This is a genomic window from Kitasatospora sp. NPDC101155, from assembly GCF_044768305.1.
Lineage (GTDB): Bacteria > Actinomycetota > Actinomycetes > Streptomycetales > Streptomycetaceae > Kitasatospora.
In genome coordinates this window covers 356843-374537 of sequence record NZ_JBIWPN010000004.1, presented here as the reverse complement: position 1 = coordinate 374537, position 17695 = coordinate 356843, and the positions used below count along the sequence as shown (strand labels likewise).

The window sequence follows — 17695 nt, the reverse complement described above, 5'->3', positions numbered from 1 at the left end:
CTCGTGCGGCAGGACGGGCACGGTTCCCTGCCGCCGAGCCGAGTCGGGGCACTCGGCTCGGCCGCGCCGCCGCGCGGCGGCGCGGTCAGGCGGGTATGCCTCGCTTCGGGTTCTGGTCCTGGCGCTCGGGGTCGGTGCGGTCGTCGGCCTTGGGCAGCCGGAGCGCCGTGATCACGCCCAGGGCGACGGTGGCGAACGCGAGCGCGAGGAGCACGGCGAAGGCGGCGCCGATCAGGAAGGTGGCGGTACTCGGTCTCATCCCAGCGCACTCCCTTCGAGGACACGGAGGAGGTCGAGGAGGTTGAGCAGAGTGCTCACGGGCGCGTTGCCGAAGTCGACCAGGATGCGGCCGTCGAGGGTCGTCTCGGTGACGGTGGCGGAGCCCCAGCGCAGGCCGAAGGGACGTCCGCGCTCGTGCAGTTCGCGCAGGAGAGTGGCGACCTGCGGCTCGGTGTGGTCGCGCAGCCGGGGGTCGGTGGGCGCGACGGGTGTGCGGCGGGGGCTCACGAGGTGGGAGGAGTACAGGGACAGCCTGGCTGCGGACTTCCTTGAGGTTGCGGAGCTTGAGAGTGGTGCACGGCGGCTGACGACGTACTCAACTTCCTTCATTCCAGGCCTGCTCCAGACCGGCGCCTACGCATCAGCCCTGTTCGCACAGACCTACCCGCCGCTGCCTCACCATGAGATCGACCTCAGAACGGCCTTCCGCATGCAGCGGCAGCGAGTGGTCCGCTCCGGGGCCGCGCCCTACACGGCGTTCATCCATCAGGCAGCCCTGCACATGCAGTTCGGCGGACCGAAGGTGCTCACTGACCAGCTCAAGGCACTCAGCGTAGACTCGGAACATCCGAGCATCTCCATTCGAGTGGTGCCGTTCAGTGCTGGTGTCGTCCCGAGCCCCAGCGAGAACTTCACCTACGCGGAGGGGTCGATCACCGAGCTGGACACCGCGCAGATGGACACTGGCCACGGCATCCATCTCTTCGATGCGCCAGCCCATCTCGCGAGGTTCCGCGCCTTGATTTCACAGATGGACACCACAGCCCTCTCCGAGCAGGATTCACGAGAGTTGATCAGGTCCGCCAAGGAAGAGATGGAACACAAGCATGGCTAGCTCCGAATGGCAGAAGTCCAGCTACTCCGGCGCAACGGACAACTGCGTCGAAGTCCGCACGGTCGACGGGCTGGTGGAAGTCCGTGAGTCCGACGACGCCGACATAGTCGTCCGTACCACCGCCTCCAACTTCGCCAGGCTCCTCCAAACCGCCAAGGCCGGTGAGTTCGACCACCACGCCAACTGACCCATCGGCCCTTCGCTCCACGGAGCGAAGGGCCGATGCAAGGCGCGATCCGTCAAGGTCAGACGGGCGGCATCAGATCGCTCTCGCTGATGGTGTACGTCAGCAGGGGGTAGACGAAGTCCGTCTCATTGTTCTCACGGCGCCGTAGTTGGTAGAACTCGCGCCTCTGCTCATCGTCGGCCGACACGAGGCGCGCACCCTGCGGGAGGTATGCATGCCCGTCGCGAAACCGAACGAAGGTCTTTGACGTTCGAAAGGTCACGCCCAACCACTGGTTGTCCGCCGCTTGACCGGGCGCGTCCAAGACGATTTTGTGCTTGAGTCGCCGATTCGAGTCGACAGAGAACGCGACGATGCTGTTGTGGGCGAGGGGGATCTCGAACTTCTCGCCACCGGACCCCTTTGACTCGAAGATCAGCTTCCTCGGCGGGCTCGCTTCGGGATGCTGGTAGCAGGAGAAGACGGCGATAAACGACTCGTCGGCCAGATCGAGGGCCTGGTCGGAATGGCTGCCCATGGTCGTGTAAGCGTTCGTGTAGCTCTCGATGAGAGCGTTGTTGAAACCGACCGAAAGCGCCGCACGTTCTTGGATCTGCTGCGCCAGCCGTTCGTGCACCGCCCGGAAACGCTGCGTCGGGCTGCCGTATCGCGTGGTGGTACGCACGAGGGGCGCATCACCCGCCTCGTCGATCCTGGTGAGCACGGCACCTCGCCGGCCTTTTCCCACGTCTTCCAGACGAACCGACGCCGACAGCTCCGCGAAGAGGTTCTCCTCGGCCGGCAAAGCGCACGATAGGATCTCGTCCGGGATCCTAGACTCGGGGGGCACCATAGTCTCCCGTGTTCATACTGAAGAGAAATTCGTCGCCGTAATCAATGAAGGACGAGGTCCTGTTCTCCTCGGCGTACAGCCTGCGCAGCTCGTCCATGCCGGCCGGTGTGGGTGGCCCCAGCTTCACCAGGTCTCCGGCCACCTTGAGGAACGTGTGGCCGTTCTTGTGGACGGCTTCGGCGCTCGAACAGCGCACCACGTACCCCAGCCGGGTCGGGAGCAACTCGGCGTCCAATGCCGAGGGCCGGATTTCATGCGTGTACAGGCGGTTGGTGGACAGCGGCATGAAGAACACGGAGCCGGGATAGAGGGTCACGGTGAACTGCGCGGGGAGCGCGACCCCGTCGCGTCCTTCGGTCGGCTCCTTGAGGCGAAAGTGGAGTTTGGTCAGCCCGCTGGCGCCCTTCACACCGTAGTCGAAGGCGTCTTCGGCTAGGGGCTGCAGCTTGTCGAGCCCGTCATAGAAGGTGCAGAAGGCCATGATGCCGTTGGCGGGCATGTCCTTGGTCTTGTCGGCATGGGCCGAGATCTTGGCCTTGGACTGCTTGCGCTCGGCCGTGGCAAGGGTGTTGTGGTAGATCTGGGCGAGGACGTGATTGAGCGGTGCCTGGTTCCGGAAGACGGCGGCGGCCTCGCGGTTCAGAGCCTCGACGATACGCGTGTCGGTCGGGCGAAAGCTCTCGGTCGGCCCCGAGAGGTTCGTGGAGCACCGGAGCAGGCGGAAATGCAGTTCGTCACCGTTTCGTGTGACGGGTGTCAGGTAGATCCCGCTGCGATGGGCTGTTCCGGGTTTGGTGGACTCCGTCAGGGACTGGAACTCGTGCTCCGCACGGATCCGCCCGAAGTGATCGGCGTCGAGCCCGAAGAAGCGGCGGTAGTACACGCCGACGCCGTGTACGCGGATGGGAACCCGGCCGAGGCCGACGAGGGTCCAAGGTTCGTCGACGTCCTCGTCGTAGCCGTGTGACAGCTCCCGGATGACGAATACCCGGGCCGCCTCACGCAGTTGGCGGCCGCTGATCCCCGATATGTCGCCGCACAGGTAGACGGTCTTCTGCGCGAGGTCGGGCGAACCGGAGGCAAGGTCCTCCGGCGTGATCGTGGAGCCGAAGAAGTCCCTGATCACGTCGTCGTCCTGCACCATCGAAGGCGCAACCAGGATGTTGCTCGCGTCCTCGATGCAGGCTTCTGCTGACTCTGTCGCGTACATCAAACGGTACCTGCCATTCGCAGATCATCGACTGGACCTCGGCGGGTGTCAACGCCGCCTCCGTGCGGGCGAAAAGGGGGTGCGCTGACTGGGGACCGGGGCCGGGTGGCCGGGTGACGCAGCGGTCCCCGGCCACCCGGCCGTGATCATCGGTCAGACCCGGGCCACCGGTGCCTGGAGTTCCGTCACCCAGTCGTCGCGGTTCTCCGGGCACTCCAGGCTGATCTCCCGGGGGTATCCGGCCGACCGGTAGCCGTTTCCGTCGATCCAGCGGGCCAGGGTCTGAGCCGTGGGCAGCACGGTGTCCATCGAGCCGCGGTGCACGATGGTCGCCGCCTGGTCGAGGGCCGGCAGGTCGAGCACCCGGAAGACTCCGTCCTGGAGGGGGGCGGAGACCTGGACGGCGGCGTGAACGCTGATCCTGCCGTCGCCCTCCGGGGCGTCCTCGTAGTAGGCGACACCGGGGCCGGTGGGAGTGACACCCGCCGCGTCCAGGAGCCGGAACAGCTCGTCGTAGAGGGGCCCGATGACGGGGCTGATGTCGTCGGGCGCGAAACTCGCGGCGGTCGCGGTCAGCTCCGCCACCCGCACGACCGGGACGCTCTTGATGACGATGTCGTTCGTGGGCATGTGCCCCTCACTTTCGATCGCTCGGAGCCTTGCCTCGACCTGCACCAGCCGCACGGCCGCCACAGCCATTGCGGTCTCCAGCTCGGCCCTCCGCAGCCGCAGCATGCCTCGCAGTTCCTCCGTGGCGACCTTCTCCTCCACGATGTCCTGCACCTGCTGGAGGGTGAAGCCGAGGTCCTTGAGCGCGATGACACGGTTCAGGCGGGCGAGCTGGGCCGCGGCGTAGTAGCGATAGCCGGTGACGGGGTCGACATGGGCCGGGCGCAGCAGTCCGGTCGCGTCGTAGTGACGCAGCATCCGGACCGAGACGCGGCCGTGCCGGGCGAAATCTCCGATGGTGAACATGGTGTCTCCGAGTTCATCGCCTGACACGGTGTGAGGGTCAAGAAGCTACCTGGCCCGCGACAAACGGCGAGAGCGAGGGGTGGCGTCGTCAGCTCCAAGCCTCCGAGTCGATCGGCTCACCCCAGATCACTCCACGGCCGCGCTTCAGGAGCTCCGGGGCGATCGTCCATTCCTGCGGATCTGCCAGGGCCTGTCCGGCGCATCTTGCCGGGCGCACGACGCCGGACAGGCCCTAGGGTCGCTTGGGGATGGTGATGTCGGGGAATCCACCGGGGCAGACCAGCGTGGTGGCGTTCCCGTCGCCGGTGCAGATGATTTCGCTAGGGAAGCCGCCGCCGGGCAGCGGCACGCTGCGTTCGGTGGGGAGATGGCGGGTGGGCAGGTCGTGGCTGCCGGAGGCGATTCCGAAGCCGATGACGACGAAGACCGCGCCGACGCCGGCGAAGAACAGGCCCACCAGAGCCGCCACGGTGAACCCGGCCTTGGCTCCCGACCGGCCCCGGTCGGCGGTCACCGCCCGGTGCGGCTGGTCGGGCAGGTACCGCACAGGCACGTGGTCGCCCACCACGCGCGGTGCGCCGGAAGCGTCTTCGAAGCGGATGTCCCGGCCGTCCGCGGTGCGGAAGCCGATGATCACGTGCCGGACCGTGCGGGTGCGCCGGTCGGAGGGATCCGATCTCGAGACCCGTTCCTGTGTCACGTACGTCTCCAGGCACCGGGCCTCCGCCGCGAGTCCGACCGCCAGGATCCGTGCCCGCAGCCGGGCCCTGCGCGCCGCGGCGATCGGTAGCGCCAGCCCGCCGCAGACCGCCAAGAGCCCGATGAAGCCGAAGACGTACCCGATGACGTTGCCGTCGTCAGACATATCCACCCCCGTGAACGTGCCGGTCGAACACGTGAACCGCGCTCTGGGAGACGGCTGTTGGGCCCTTCTGGTTCCGGCGGATCGGCCAGCTGGTCCGGCCCGGAGGTGATGGTTCGGTGTCGGTGGGTGGCGTCAGCATCTTTGAGGGGTTCGGGGCAGGGCTGGGTGGCCCTTGGACGGGCCCGCTTATGCGGTCTGGAGGAGGTTGTGCAAGCGGGCGATGCCGAGCATGGCGTGGTGGACGCCGTCGCCCTTGAGTCGGCAGTCGCGCAGGATTTTCCAGGTCTTCATTCGGGCGAAGACGTGCTCGACGCGCGCGAGAACTCGCTTGTGGTCGTGGTTGTGCTCTTCCTGCCAGTCGGTCAGCTCTCCGCCTCGGGGTCGGCGGTGTGGGATGACCAGGCCGGTTCCGGGGTAGCCGCCGTCGGCGATCGTGGTGGTTCTGCCGACGGCAGCCTTGGCGCCGGACTCCTCCCATGCCTTGCAGTCGTTGCGGTTGCCCGGCAGAGGTGTGCCGATCGCGACGACCAGGCGGGTGTGGTCGTCGATGACGACCTGGTGATTGGTGGAGTAGCGGTAGTTCTTCGACTGCGCGGCGATCGTGTGGTCGCGGGTGGGGACCAGGGTCCCGTCCACGATCAGCACGGTGTCCTTGCCGAAGCGGCGGCGGGGCTCGGCGAACGGCGCCACCCGCCGGCCGCCGAGGAACGGCACCCAGCGCGGTACCACCTCGCCCCACCCGCTGACCAGGCCGGTGGTTAGCAGCGCCAGCGCCTCGGTGAGCGCACTGAGCCCGACGACGTAGAACGGCGTCCACCAGGGAGCGGCCGGTGCCGCCGGGCCGACCATGCCCATCCGGAAGTCGGCGGCGAACGGCAGCCGCCACAGGCAGTGGGGCAGCACGACGAACGGGAGGGCTTTGGCGAGTCGGATAGCCCAGACGGGGACGGGACGCTCGGTGTCGCCGAGCGGGAGGGCGAGACGTGTGATCGGCATGACCCCACCCTCGCCAAACCTCGACGGCAGTGCGTCGGCCACGCGCACGATCACGATCCCCCACGACAGCCACCCCTCGATCGTCCTCGCGGCCGACCATCGGCAGAACCCGGGCGGCCATCTCGGAAGTCAGTTACGGGACAGCCCTTGGCGCGGCTTCGAACGCTTCATTTCCGGGCTCGTCAGGTGCTGCCGCGATGGTCGCGAAGGAACCGGCACGGATTTCCTTTCCCCGGTGAACCTCGGGTTGTCTTGTCGCCGTTCACCCTAGTGACGGCCCACCGCTCGGGCGCGGACCAGAGATCGTTCATCACCGGAGGGAAGAATGCGGAAATCAGCACGCCTCAGAGGCGCACTGAGGCGATTCGGGGTGGCTATGCCCCACACCCCTGCCCGCCCAGCCCGCGCCGCCCTGCGACGCCTGCGCCGCCTGACCCGGACCGCGACGGTGACCGCCGTCGCCACCCTCGCCCTGGCCGTGGCCCCGCTGGCCGCACCGCACGCCGCCCTGGCCGAGGGGACGGACAACCGCGACGCCTTCCAGAACCTCGGTTCGGCCGACCAGCAGGACTGGATGGCCAAGGTGGGCGCGACCACGCCGCTGACGGCGATGTCCATCCCCGGCACCCACGAGACACTGGCCCTGCACGGGGGCTCCAGCGCCCAGACGCAGCAGGACTTCGGCGACAGCGCGGCAACGCTGTCCGCGCAGTTGGACCGCGGGATCCGCGCGGTCGACATCCGGGTCCGCATCATCAACAACAAGTTCGTGATCCACCACGGCCCCTTCTACCAGAACGCCAACTTCGACGACGTCCTGACCAAGGCGAAGGCATTCCTCTCGGCCCACAAGGGCGAGACCCTCCTGATGCGACTGCGGGCCGAGTGCGACGGCTCCACCTTCAGTTGCACGGACGACCACCCGACAGCGAGCCACACGGCCCTCTTCGACGCCTACGCCAAACAGTACGCGGGCCTGTTCTACAACAACGGCAAGCGCAGCGACCCTCCGACGCTGGGCCAGGCCCGCGGCAAGATCGTGCTGTCCGTCTTCAACGCCGACAACGGCGGCTCCTACGGCCTCAACGGCTTCGAGGACCACACCGAGGACACCTGGGCAGCCACCGACGCCCCGGCCAAGTGGAGCCTGGTCAGCAAGAACCTCGCCGCGGCCGGCTCGGCCCCAGCCAACCAGACCTTCGTGACCTACACCTCCGCGTCCCGGGCACCGATCAACCTCGTCCCGTCCGAGTACGCGGGCGGCTACAGCGTCCTGCACGGCAAGGACCTGGTCTGGGTCGACGGCGTCAACCTGCGGCTGATGAACTACCTCAACAACGACACCGCCAACCGCCGGCTGGGCATCGTCATGATGGACTACCCCGGCTGGGCGCTGGTGCATGACATCATCGCCCGCAACAGGTACTACGAGGCCAGGAACACCAGCCCGGCGATCTGGGTGGTCAAGGCCGACAAGACGTACGTGGACAGCAAGTACGGCCGGTGCATGACCCGCGGGCCCGAGTTCGACAGCTCCGGGCAGGGCGGCGTGGTGCAGCAGCGGGCCTGCCAGAGCAACCCGCCCAGCAGCCACCAGTGGCAGGCCGCCATGCCGTCCACCTTCGACAGCATGGGCTACTTCTTCATCAAGGCCGCCAACGGCCAGTGCCTGACCACCCCGTACAACAACGGGACTCCCCCGTCGGCCGGGACCCAGCTGTTCTGGTGGCCCTGCGAGACCCGCTGGATCTCCGACAACCAGATGTGGAACATCATGCCCACCAATCTTGCTGACCAGGCGGCCTACCGGTTCATCAACAAGTGGACGAACCTGTGCCTGATGGTGGATCCGGCGACCGCCTCGCAGTCGGGCGGCAAGGTCGTCCTGGGCAACTGCCCGGCCTGACCGAACCATCCCGCCACCTGGCCCGACGCTACACCGCGTCGGGCCAGGCCCGTCTTCGCCGTACTGAAGGAGGAGATCGGCACCCGGGTCTGGCCCGACCGTGCCACCGCCCGCGCGGAGGTCTTCGCCTTCGTCGAGACCTTCTACAATCGCAGGCGCCTACGCAAACACCCCGAGTGGGGCTACCTCACGCCACTCGAAACTCGCCAGCGGCACCGGCAAGGTCACGTCCTCGCAGCGTAGGCGGAGAGTGTCCAACCGCAGGGTGGAACTTCACGACCTCCCCTCCACCTGATCCGAAGTCACCACGCGGCGAACGCTGCAAGCAGAATGACCAATGCGGCAAGTGCCGCCACGGCATCAGGGAGACCCGCATGGCTGACTACTTTCCGTACCGCATCGTGACCAGGAGAGGGGACTTGACGCTGATCTGGCGGCCCGGAGAAGGCGATGCCCCCGATGAGTTCGGCGTTGACGAGCTCGGAAGACTCCTCGCGTTCCGTGAGCTCATACCGCTGCAGGAATACTGTGACCGCAACGGCTGGGAGCTCACCTGGGAGGGCGAAGGCACACTCGATCTGGGTGTCGTACGGCGGTGGGTCGAACACCCTGACCTTGGCCCGGTCCCGGCGGTATTGCTGCTGGATGCGTGGAACTTCTTCGAAGACCTCTCCCGCAGCGTGAAGGCCGGCCCACCTCTTCCCTCCCAGGGACCGATCCACGACAACGCCTACGAAAAGATCTTCGGGGGCGAAGCTCTCGAACCGACCGCGGGCGACGAAGCCTGGACGGACGAGGAGACCGCGGCCGTGCGCGAACTCCTGCGTGTGGGGCTGGACCTCTGGGAACAGGCCGTGCACGGGTCCGGCACCGGCTGATCGAATCTACGAGCTTTGCACGCTCGCTCCGCTCAACTGCCGTCGCAGTACGTGCGCGCGCGGCGGGCGAACTGGCGCTCCTCTCAGTGGCGGTGGTGGTTGTCGGGCTGGCCCGGGTCTCCGGGGTGTTCCAACCCATCGACCAGGGTGAGGCGTTGGGCGCGTTCGTGGTCGAGCCAGCGGACGAAGGCGGCTCGGCGGGCTGCTTCGCGTAGGGCGGGGGTGGGGTCATGGTTCTGTGGGATGGTGAGGGTGGCGAGGAGGGCGGCCTTCCAGGGGCCCACGGTGACCCACTCGCCCGGTAGGGCGGCGCGGAGGGCCTCGGCGAGGGCCACAGGGAGGGTGTCCGGGTCGGCCTCGAAGGCGCCCTCGGGGAGGGCGAGGTGCCAGCGGGTGGCCGGCGGGCGACTGGTCATGGTGCGGTAGTGGGCGATGTCGTCGGGTGAGGGCTCGACCTCGGCGGTGACCGCCTCGTAGACGGCCCGCACGGCTGCGCTGCCCTCGTAGGCGGCGGCCGTGATGGAGCCGAGTTCGACGGCGGCCTGTTGGTCGAGGCGGGCGGGGCCGGATTCGCTGACGGGCAGCTCGCGCTCCGCGGCGACCGCCTCGCAGAGGGCTTCGGTGAGGAGTACCTGCGCGACCCAGCGGACGAGCTGGCGGTCCTCCGAGCTGCCCGGCTGGGGCAGCGCGGTGGAGCGTGAGCCGTTCCGGAGGGCGGCGAGGCGCTCGTCGAGAGCGGTGCGAGGGAGAGGGTGTCCGTCGAGCAGGCCGAGAGTCATGCCTCCACCACCAGGGCGACGGTCGGCGCGTACTGGCAGCGGCCGAACCACATGACCTTGGCGAGGGCCCAGTAGGAACCCGGGTCGGCGGACTCGGGTGCGGTGACGGCGAACTCGACCTCCGTGGTGTTGCCGGCCGGGACGGTGAAGCCGCGGACCGGATCGGCGATGGCCTCCCAGGTGCCCCACGGGGACACCAGTTGGAGTTCGCCTCGGATCTCGCCGCGCGTGCGGTTGGTGAGGGTGAGGCCGAGGGTGGTGCGGTCGCCAGGGGCCAGGTGCAGGGACTCATGGGAGACGTCGACGGACAGGCCGGTGTCGCGGCCGGTCGCGGCCTTGGTGCCCTGAGCCGCCGTCCAGTCCTCGGGGGTGTCCCCAGGGACGGGCAACAGTTCGGGCAGCTCACCGACGGCGATCGTGACCACGTCCTCGATCTGCTGGCCGTCGTGCTCGATCCGGACGGCGGCGAAGTGCAGCCCGGGTTCCACGTCCGCCGGCGGGGTCAGGGTGACCGGGAAGCGCAGGTGCCCGCCCGCCTCCAGCCGGTACGGGCGGCTGCCGAGGCTCATCGCCCAGCCCTCCGGCGGCAGCACCACCGCCGTGCCCTCGACGGCGGCATCCCGCAGCTGTGAGGAGAGCGCGGCCGAGAACGTCACCGCCTCCCCCGCCGTCCGCAGCAACCCTGGCGAGGCGCCGACCGACACCGGCAGGTACCCGAGCGGTGCCGGGCCCCGGTTGTGCAGCCAGTAGCGGGCGTGGACCGGCTGGGCGGGCTCGGCTACCGGGCCGAGCACGGGACCGTCGGCCGGGGCGGTCACGGCAGGAACCGCGAGCAGGGTAGCGATCTGCGAACCGGCCAGGTCGAGGATGTCGGCCGGCTCCCCGAGCGGGCGTTCCAGCAGGTCGGCGGGCCGCACCTCGTCCAGCCCGAGCGCGCCGCCGAGCTGCGCCGTCCGCCCGAGGCCGGTCGACTCGACCAGCCGGACGGTGAGGTCGCTCCCATCGCGCGAAGCCGAGCCGTGCGCGATCGGGTTGCCGGCCGGCTTGAGCGCGCCGAGCAGCACCTCGCGCTGCGGCTCGACCCGCAGCCAGGACAGCGTGGCCGGCAGCGGCCCCTCCTGGGCCTCCACGACCCGCGCGTACAGCGGGTGGTTGAACTCCTGCCCCTGCGCGGGCAGCATCTGCGCCCGCCAGTCGCCGTCGCCGCCGACCAACGCACAGGTGAACTCGTGCGTCCAGTGCTGGAGCTGGAAGGAGGCGCCGTCCGGCAGAGTGCGCCGGGGCGGGTCGATCCACACTCCCGACGGCCAGCCGGTGCACGAGCGCATCAGCGACAGGTGCAGCGCGCCGGTGGCGTCCACCGCGAAGCCGGGCAGGCCGAAGCTGAGCAACGCCACGGTGTGGTCGGCGAGTTGGTCGGAAACCACAGAGGGGCAGACGGCAGTGATCCACGCATCGGCGAGGTCGTCCACCAGCGCCGCCACATCGGACACGACCAGCGCGGGCAGGGAGCGAAGGTCCCGCAGGTCGGCGTCCGGCCGCCACACCTCGGTGAGCGGCGTCAGCGCCGGTACCCACACCGCGCCGTGCGCCTTCAGTACCGCCGCGTACTCCTCCCCCGACCGCTCAATCAACTCCCCTGCAGCATCGTTGACTTCCGGGCCGCCGACGACGATCCGGAAGTCCGGCAGGTTGGAGTCCACGTCCAGCCACCCGTACCGCGCCCAGTCCGCCCCGGAGGTGGTGGCGGTGACCCCGACCCGGGCGAGGGCGACCACCAGCGGACGGGCGTCCGCCGCGTCGTCCAGCGTCGGCACGACCACCTCCGCCACGCCGAGCGCCCGCGAGCCGACCACCGTCCCCACCGGATCGGTGAGCTCCACCCGCGCCGTAGCGCCCAGCCCGAACCACGTGTTGGTCGGGTTGTCCAGCGTCCACGGCGCCTCCGCCGAGTCCACGTCCGGCATCGCGAAGCCGCGCCCGATGACCGCTCCCGCGACCTCGCTGACCGGGAGCCCGCCGGGCACCTCCACCGGGAAGCGCAGCCGCAGCAGCCGGTCGGCGCCGGAGTAGTCCAGGACCCTGGTCCGGCAGTCCACCCGATCGAGGTCCCGCCACAGCGTGACCGTCTGCTCGTAGCGGACCCCGTCGACCGTCCCTGCGATCACCAGCCGCTCGCCGAGCGGGCCGGTCTCCCGCCGGACCGAGGCCCCGGCGGTCCCGGAGCCGACCACCGGCCCGCTCGGCACCAGGTGCCACGGGCCCTCGCCGAAGTCGGGGTGCTGCGGGTACTCCTCGTACACCCGCAGCTCGTTGCCGATCCGGCCGTCCTGGATCAACTCCCGTTCGTGCAGCAGGTCGTAGACCGACGATAGCCCGCCGCCGCGCGCCGGGTCGGCGGTCACCCGGTACCGCCCGTTGCCGATCACCGCGCCCTCGGCGGCCGTCCAGGCCGAAACGGCGGCGCCCTCCACCAGCCGCCAGGTCCGCCAGCCGAGCGCGGGAACGTCCTCGGCCAGGAAGCGCAGCCGCCCCCGATCGATGACGCTCGGCACCGGCGAACCCGCTTCGTCCAGTACCCGCACCGACCGCACACCGTCGGGGAGTTCGACCACCACCAGGTCCGTCCGGTCGAACGACAGCGTGTTGGTCACCACCACCGCCGACCCGGCCCCCAGCGTCGAGATCCGCGCCGTCAGCGCCTCCAGCGCCGCGTCCCGCACGGCCGACGCGAGGTCGTACGCCTCCCGCCAGCCGCCCAACAGATCCAGGTACACCTGGTCCGACTCCGAGCCGGTGATCGCATCGTGGTGTGCGCCGTAGGCGAGTTGGCGCCACACCTTGTCGAGCGCGGCGGCCGGGTAGCGTCCGAGCCCGTGGACGGCGGCCAGCGTGGCGAGCTTCTCCGCGTCCACCGCCGCGACCTCGCCCGCCCGTTGGGCCTGCTTGGTGTCGATGTACGAGACGTCCTTGCCGGTGTACACGGGATTCATGTCGCGGGTCTGCGGGCCGAGTCGGCGGCCGCTCACAGACAATTCGACCCGGACCGCGTCCAGGAAGTCGCGCGGGGTGGCGCAGACGAAGCGCGGCCACAGGTACTTGGCGGCCCAGGAGCGGTGGATCTCGGTGACCCACTTGTTCGGCGGGGTGTAGTCCGTCCCCACCGGCAGCAACAGGTTCTTCGTGGCACCAACCGGCTTGAGCTTCCGGTAGAGCTCGTACACGGCCTGCTCCGCGGTGGCGAGGTCGGGCGAGGAGTCCATCCACCAGCCGGCCGAGTAGTGGTGGGGCATGTAGTGGGTGAGCACGCCCTCCCCGCCGGGCGCGATCCATTCGAACTCGCTCGGGAACTGCATCACCCGGGCGTCGTCCTTGCCCTCGCGGAAGTTCTTCTGGATCGGGCCCCACTGGTGGAACGGCCCGCGGGCCCAGGCGCTGCCGGTGAGGCCGGCCGCGGCGAGGTGGCCGGGGAACTGCGGGTCGTGCCCGAACACGTCGAGCTGCCAGGCGGTTTGCGGGTCGCCGCCGAGGATGTCGCGCTGGTAGCCGATGCCGTGGACGATGTTGCGGATGGTCGTCTCGGCGCCGGTCAGGTTGGTGTTCGGCTCGTTGTAGGTGCCGCCGACGAGCTCGACCTGCCCGCGCTCCAGCAGCAGGCGCAGGGACTCGCGGCGCTCCGGGTGCTGGTCGAAGTACGGCTTCAGGTAGTCGACTTCGGCGAGCACGAACTTGTACACCGGGTCCCGCAGCGCGAGGTCCAGATGGGCATCCACGAGGGCGAAGCCGTTGCGCTCCCACAGCGGCCGGGTGGTGGCGTCGGCCGAGAGCAGCTCCCAGGGGGAGGTGTAGGCGGCCTGGGTGTTCCACCAGACCGGGTCGTAGTGGAAGTGGGAGACCAGGAACATCGTCCAGCCAGGCTCGGCGACCTCCACGAGCGCCTCGGTCGCCGCCGACCCCGCCCCTACCGTAACGGGCAGTTGGGCACCGACCTCCGCGCCGGTGATCTCCAGCGGGACGTCGACCAGCCCCGTGCCGGTCGCCTCGCCGTGGACGCCCGGCCCGCGGACGGTGATCCGGGCGGCCGGACCGTCGATCGTCACCCGCAGGATCTGGCGCGGGGCGTCCTCGGGGCCGACGAACAGGTCGGTGCTCTCGACGGCGGTGATGGTGGTGACCGGCACGGGGGTGGTTCCTTTCCGGAGATCCGAAGAAGCGGGCGGGTCTAGGCTCCCCAGGCCTCGAACTCGTAGATGCGGGCGGCAGGATCGGTGCTCTGGGTGGGCTTGGTGACGACCAGCCGGACGTAGCGGGCGGTGGTGTTCACCGGGTGGGTGGTGGTTCCGGCCGTGTTGCCGGTCACGGTGGCGACGGTCGTCCAGGGGTCGGTCGTGTTGGACCGGACCTGGATGGAGAAGTCCCGGGTGTTGTACGAGGCGCTCTCGCTGCCCGCCTGGGCGTGCTTGACCACGAACCTGTTCAGCTTCTTCGCCGAACCGAGGTCCACCTCAAGCCACTTGGACGAGGTCAGCGTGCACCATTTATCGCTGTTCCCGCCGCTGACGCTGCCGTTGACGGCCTTGGCCGGTCCCTCGTTGGCGTTGCACTGGCCGGAGGCGGTCGCCGGGCGGTTCAGCGCCAGGTTGGTGGAAGTGGGCGGCGTTCCGGTCCAACTCACCGTGGTGGAGGCGGCGGTGGAGCGCCCGTACGTGGTGGAAACCGCCTCGACGTCCAGCGTGGTGGTGGCCTCGGTCCCGGCCCGGTCGAGCTTCCCGACGAAGTACGCGTCGTTGGGTGTGGCGCCCAGGAAGGTGCGGCTGCCGTCCGCGTTGCGCCGGTACACCTCGTAGTGGTGGACGTTGCCGCCGGGTGCGGCCGTCCAGGAGAGCCGCAGCGACTGGCTGGCGCCCGCGGTCACGTCGCTCGCGCCGAGGACGGTCAGCCCGCTCGGTGCGGCCGGGGTCTCCATCGCCCCGTCGTGGACGGCGACTTGGCCGATTCGCAGGTCGTACGCCGGGTCGGTGCCGTCCACCTGGAGGGCGAGCTGGGAGATGGTCCGGCCCGCGTACTGGGAGAGGTCCAGGGTGTGGCGTTCCCAGCCGGTGCCGGAGTCGTCGCCGACGTCCACGGTGGTGAAGCCGCCCGGGGAGTCGGTGAAGGAGAGGGCGGCCTTGAGCTTGGTCGGGCCGGCGGCCGGGGTCTTGACCACCAGGTCGAGCTTGGTGGTCGCCGCGACCGGCAGGCTGGTCTCGTACAGTCGCACGGTGTTGGCGGCGTCCAGGGTGCCGGTCAGCCGCAGCGAGGAGCCGCCCTGATAGGCGTCGGTGAAGTCGACGGACGGACTCAGCTTGCTGCCGGTGGAGTTGACGACCCAGCGGTAGGTCGGCGGGACGTCCTGGAGCGAGAGGTTGTTCCAGCCGCCGGTGGCGACCCGGGTGCCGGCCGCGTTGTAGAAGTCGCCCTGGCCGGTGTCGAAGTTGGTGACGAAGGGCTTGGCGGTGATCGGCGAGGACTCGGCGACGTAGCCGGCCAGGCCGGGCCAGCTGCTGGAGAGGTCGGTGTTCGAGGGGTCGCTGTTGGCGCCGACCCAGTAGCGGGCGTCCTTGGCGTAGAAGTCGACGCGGTCGGTGGCGGACTTCCAGGTCCACTCGGGCCGGTAGAGGCCGAGCGAGGTGGTGTGCGGCCGCCCGGACGGGAAGAGGGTGTTCCAGTCGACGGAGGTGTTGTAGCCGTTGGCCTCGGTGTCGATGCCGGAGTACAGCTCGTACTCGCTGCGGCCGAGCTGCCGGGCCAGCGTCCGGGAGGAGTCCAGACCGTCGGGTGTCCAGCCGAAGTTGAGGAACATCGAGTCCGAGGTGCGCTTCGGACCGTCCTGCAGGAACGGCGAGTTGGCCGGGGTGAGGGCGTTCTGCCAGTCGACCGCGCCCGACGTCGTCATCGCGTCGTACCACATGAAGTCGGCGCCGCTCTGCGCCTTGGTGTACTGCATCAGCTTCTGCAGCTCGGTCGCGAGGCCCGAATCGCCGCCGCCGGTCTCCTGGTTGATGAACCAGCCGTCGAAGCCGTAGTACTGGGCGGCCTGGGCCAGCTTGTCGGCGACGGGGTAGCGGTCGCCGGACTTCTGGACGAAGTCGCGCACCCACTGGAGCCGGCCGCCGTACGCGGCGGGCGGGAAGAAGACGGTGCCGTAGACCTTGACGCCGTTGCGGTGGGCGGCGTCGATGACGGTCGGGTTGGGGGCGAGGATCAGGCCCTCGCCGGCCGAGCCGCCCCAGAACACCAGCTTGTCGACGTACTGCCAGTAGCCGAAGGCGTAGTAGTTGGGGTCGGCGGAGCCCTGGGAGGGGTTGTTGGAGGTGGGGGCGAAGGAGACCAGTGAGGCGATCTTCCCCTCGCCCGCACGGGCGTTGGGGTTGGCGGCCAGGGCCGGGTCGCTGGTGCGCGGCTGGAGCGGGACACGGGAGCGGTTGAACCGGGCGTCCGGATCGGTGGCCGGGTCCCAGTTCAGGATGGTGCTGGGGTACCAGTACGAGGCGTAGGGCTGGCTCCCGGGGGCGGCGACGACCGGCGCCGCCGGAGCGGGAGCGGCCTGGGCGGCGGGTACGACGCCCAGCGCGGCCGTCGCGAGCGCGGCGCTGAGCAGCAGGGGGAGACGTCTTGACATGCGGTGGCTCCGATCGAGCGGAGTGGGTGGGGCCGGGCCCACCGGCAGCGGCCGGCCCGGGTGCATGCGGGCGTGGCGGTGCTCATCGCGAGGGGAATTCAGCGAACATGACAGCGGACAGTGCGCAGGACCGGACCCCCTCGGCGCAGCGAGGCTAAACCGGTTCAGAACCCGTGTCAACGACTCGCGCAGCAACCGCTCCGACCGGTGAGTGCGGCGCGGCACCCGGCGGCGAGGTGGACTCCCGTACGGTCAGCCGGGGCGTGGGCATCTGCAGGTCCCGTCCGGGCCCGGTCCCGTCCACCGCCTCCAGCAGACTGCGCGCGACCTGCTCGCCGAGCGCGAAGGTGTCCCGGCTGAGCGCGGTCAGCGGCGGGTGGACGATCCGGGCGAGCACCGAGTCGTCGAAGGAGACGATGGACAGCTCGCCGGGCACCGCGACGCTCATCTCCCCCGCCACGCCGAGCCCGGCGACGGCCATCACGTCGCTGTCGTAGACGATCGCGGTGGGCCGCCTGGCCCGGGAGAGCAGGGTGCGGGTGGCCGCCGCGCCCTCGGCGTCGCTGAAGTCGGTGGGCACCGAGACCGCCTCCTCCAGTCCGAGCCGGCGCGAGGCGTCGCGCAGCGCGCGGATCCGCCGCTGGGTGTGCTGGAAGTGCGGCAGGCCGGCCAGGTGGGCGATCCGGCGGTGCCCGATGGCGGCCAGGTAGTCGACGATGGAGAGCATCGCCTCCCGGTCGTCGGCCCAGATCCGCAGCTGGTTGCCGCCCTTGCCGGGCCCGCCCAGGACGACGGCGGGCAGCCCGAGTTCGTCCAGCACCGGCAGCCTCGGGTCCTTGACCTGCAGGTCGACCACGATGAAGCCGTCCACCCGGTGCTCGGAGGCCCAGCGCCGGTAGACCTCGATCTCGGCGGCGGTGTCCTCGACGACCATCAGGTGCAGCGCGACCGAGCTGGCCGAGAGCACGGCCTGCAGGCCGGAGAGCAGCTGGCTGAAGAACGGCTCGACACCGATGGTGCGGGCCGGGCGGGCGATCACCAGGCCGACGGCGTCCGCCCTGGCCCCGCCGAGGGCGCGCGCAGCGCTGTGCGGCCGCCAGTTCATCTCCTCCGCCACCCGCAGGATCCGGGCCCTGGTCGCCTCGCTGACCCCCGGGCGGCCGTTGAGCGCGAAGGACACCGCACCCTTGGAGACGCCGGCCTGGCGCGCGATGTCGGCGATCGTCGGTCTGCCCACAGAACCCGACTCCTCTCTTGACAGCCAAGTTTAGGCGGGAGCATAGTCCCTGCCA

General features: G+C 69.7%; 14 protein-coding genes and 1 pseudogene. 4 read left to right on the top strand and 11 right to left on the bottom strand.

The window, feature by feature from the left end:
- Positions 1 to 85: 85 nt before the first annotated feature.
- Both ACIRYZ_RS08465 and ACIRYZ_RS08460 read right to left on the bottom strand, forming a co-directional pair.
- Complete coding sequence (locus ACIRYZ_RS08465) at positions 86 to 259, bottom strand: hypothetical protein (protein ID WP_402941295.1); 174 nt, start codon at positions 257 to 259, stop codon at positions 86 to 88.
- Complete coding sequence (locus ACIRYZ_RS08460) at positions 256 to 507, bottom strand: hypothetical protein (protein ID WP_402941477.1); 252 nt, start codon at positions 505 to 507, stop codon at positions 256 to 258. Before ACIRYZ_RS08460 ends, ACIRYZ_RS08465 begins: the two co-directional genes overlap by 4 nt.
- On the opposite strand from ACIRYZ_RS08460, the gene ACIRYZ_RS08455 reads away from it, so the two are divergent.
- Both ACIRYZ_RS08455 and ACIRYZ_RS08450 read left to right on the top strand, forming a co-directional pair.
- Positions 434 to 1114, top strand: coding sequence for a DUF5753 domain-containing protein (locus ACIRYZ_RS08455; RefSeq protein WP_402941456.1), 681 nt, complete (start codon positions 434 to 436; stop codon positions 1112 to 1114). The two genes, ACIRYZ_RS08460 and ACIRYZ_RS08455, sit on opposite strands and share 74 nt — an antisense overlap.
- Positions 1107 to 1301, top strand: coding sequence for a DUF397 domain-containing protein (locus ACIRYZ_RS08450; RefSeq protein WP_402941292.1), 195 nt, complete (start codon positions 1107 to 1109; stop codon positions 1299 to 1301). Before ACIRYZ_RS08455 ends, ACIRYZ_RS08450 begins: the two co-directional genes overlap by 8 nt.
- Positions 1302 to 1359: 58 nt before the next feature.
- On the opposite strand, the gene ACIRYZ_RS08445 is transcribed toward ACIRYZ_RS08450, so the two are convergent.
- The 5 genes and pseudogenes from ACIRYZ_RS08445 to ACIRYZ_RS08425 form a co-directional block, all read right to left on the bottom strand.
- The gene (locus ACIRYZ_RS08445; protein WP_402941454.1) at positions 1360 to 2130 is read right to left on the bottom strand and encodes a hypothetical protein; all 771 of its coding nucleotides are present in this window, start codon (positions 2128 to 2130) and stop codon (positions 1360 to 1362) included.
- Positions 2114 to 3343: a hypothetical protein gene (locus ACIRYZ_RS08440; protein WP_402941289.1), complete on the bottom strand. Its 1230-nt coding sequence runs from the start codon at positions 3341 to 3343 to the stop codon at positions 2114 to 2116. Before ACIRYZ_RS08440 ends, ACIRYZ_RS08445 begins: the two co-directional genes overlap by 17 nt.
- 153 nt (positions 3344 to 3496) lie before the next feature.
- Positions 3497 to 4318: a MerR family transcriptional regulator gene (locus ACIRYZ_RS08435; protein ID WP_402941451.1), complete on the bottom strand. Its 822-nt coding sequence runs from the start codon at positions 4316 to 4318 to the stop codon at positions 3497 to 3499.
- A 232-nt stretch (positions 4319 to 4550) separates the two neighbouring features.
- Positions 4551 to 5183, bottom strand: a complete 633-nt coding sequence (locus ACIRYZ_RS08430) for a DUF3592 domain-containing protein (RefSeq protein WP_402941448.1) — start codon at positions 5181 to 5183, stop codon at positions 4551 to 4553.
- A 186-nt stretch (positions 5184 to 5369) separates the two neighbouring features.
- Positions 5370 to 5858 (bottom strand): annotated as a pseudogene (locus tag ACIRYZ_RS08425) (transposase); the annotation flags it as partial.
- Between the two features lie 697 nt (positions 5859 to 6555).
- On the opposite strand from ACIRYZ_RS08425, the gene ACIRYZ_RS08420 reads away from it, so the two are divergent.
- Positions 6556 to 8085 (top strand): phosphatidylinositol-specific phospholipase C domain-containing protein, encoded by a 1530-nt coding sequence (locus ACIRYZ_RS08420; RefSeq protein ID WP_402941286.1) that lies wholly within the window; start codon positions 6556 to 6558, stop codon positions 8083 to 8085.
- Positions 8086 to 8459: 374 nt separating this feature from the next.
- A complete protein-coding gene (locus ACIRYZ_RS08415) occupies positions 8460 to 8963 on the top strand; it encodes a hypothetical protein (RefSeq protein ID WP_402941283.1) in 504 nt (167 codons plus the stop codon).
- Positions 8964 to 9046: 83 nt separating this feature from the next.
- On the opposite strand, the gene ACIRYZ_RS08410 is transcribed toward ACIRYZ_RS08415, so the two are convergent.
- The 4 genes from ACIRYZ_RS08410 to ACIRYZ_RS08395 form a co-directional block, all read right to left on the bottom strand.
- The gene (locus tag ACIRYZ_RS08410; protein ID WP_402941280.1) at positions 9047 to 9742 is read right to left on the bottom strand and encodes a hypothetical protein; all 696 of its coding nucleotides are present in this window, start codon (positions 9740 to 9742) and stop codon (positions 9047 to 9049) included.
- Positions 9739 to 13923 (bottom strand): NEW3 domain-containing protein, encoded by a 4185-nt coding sequence (locus ACIRYZ_RS08405; RefSeq protein ID WP_402941276.1) that lies wholly within the window; start codon positions 13921 to 13923, stop codon positions 9739 to 9741. Before ACIRYZ_RS08405 ends, ACIRYZ_RS08410 begins: the two co-directional genes overlap by 4 nt.
- A 41-nt stretch (positions 13924 to 13964) precedes the next feature.
- Entirely contained in the window at positions 13965 to 16403 is a 2439-nt protein-coding gene (locus tag ACIRYZ_RS08400; protein WP_402941273.1) for a discoidin domain-containing protein, read from the bottom strand.
- 154 nt (positions 16404 to 16557) lie between these two features.
- Positions 16558 to 17640, bottom strand: a complete 1083-nt coding sequence (locus ACIRYZ_RS08395) for a LacI family DNA-binding transcriptional regulator (RefSeq protein WP_402941270.1) — start codon at positions 17638 to 17640, stop codon at positions 16558 to 16560.
- Positions 17641 to 17695: the final 55 nt, after the last annotated feature.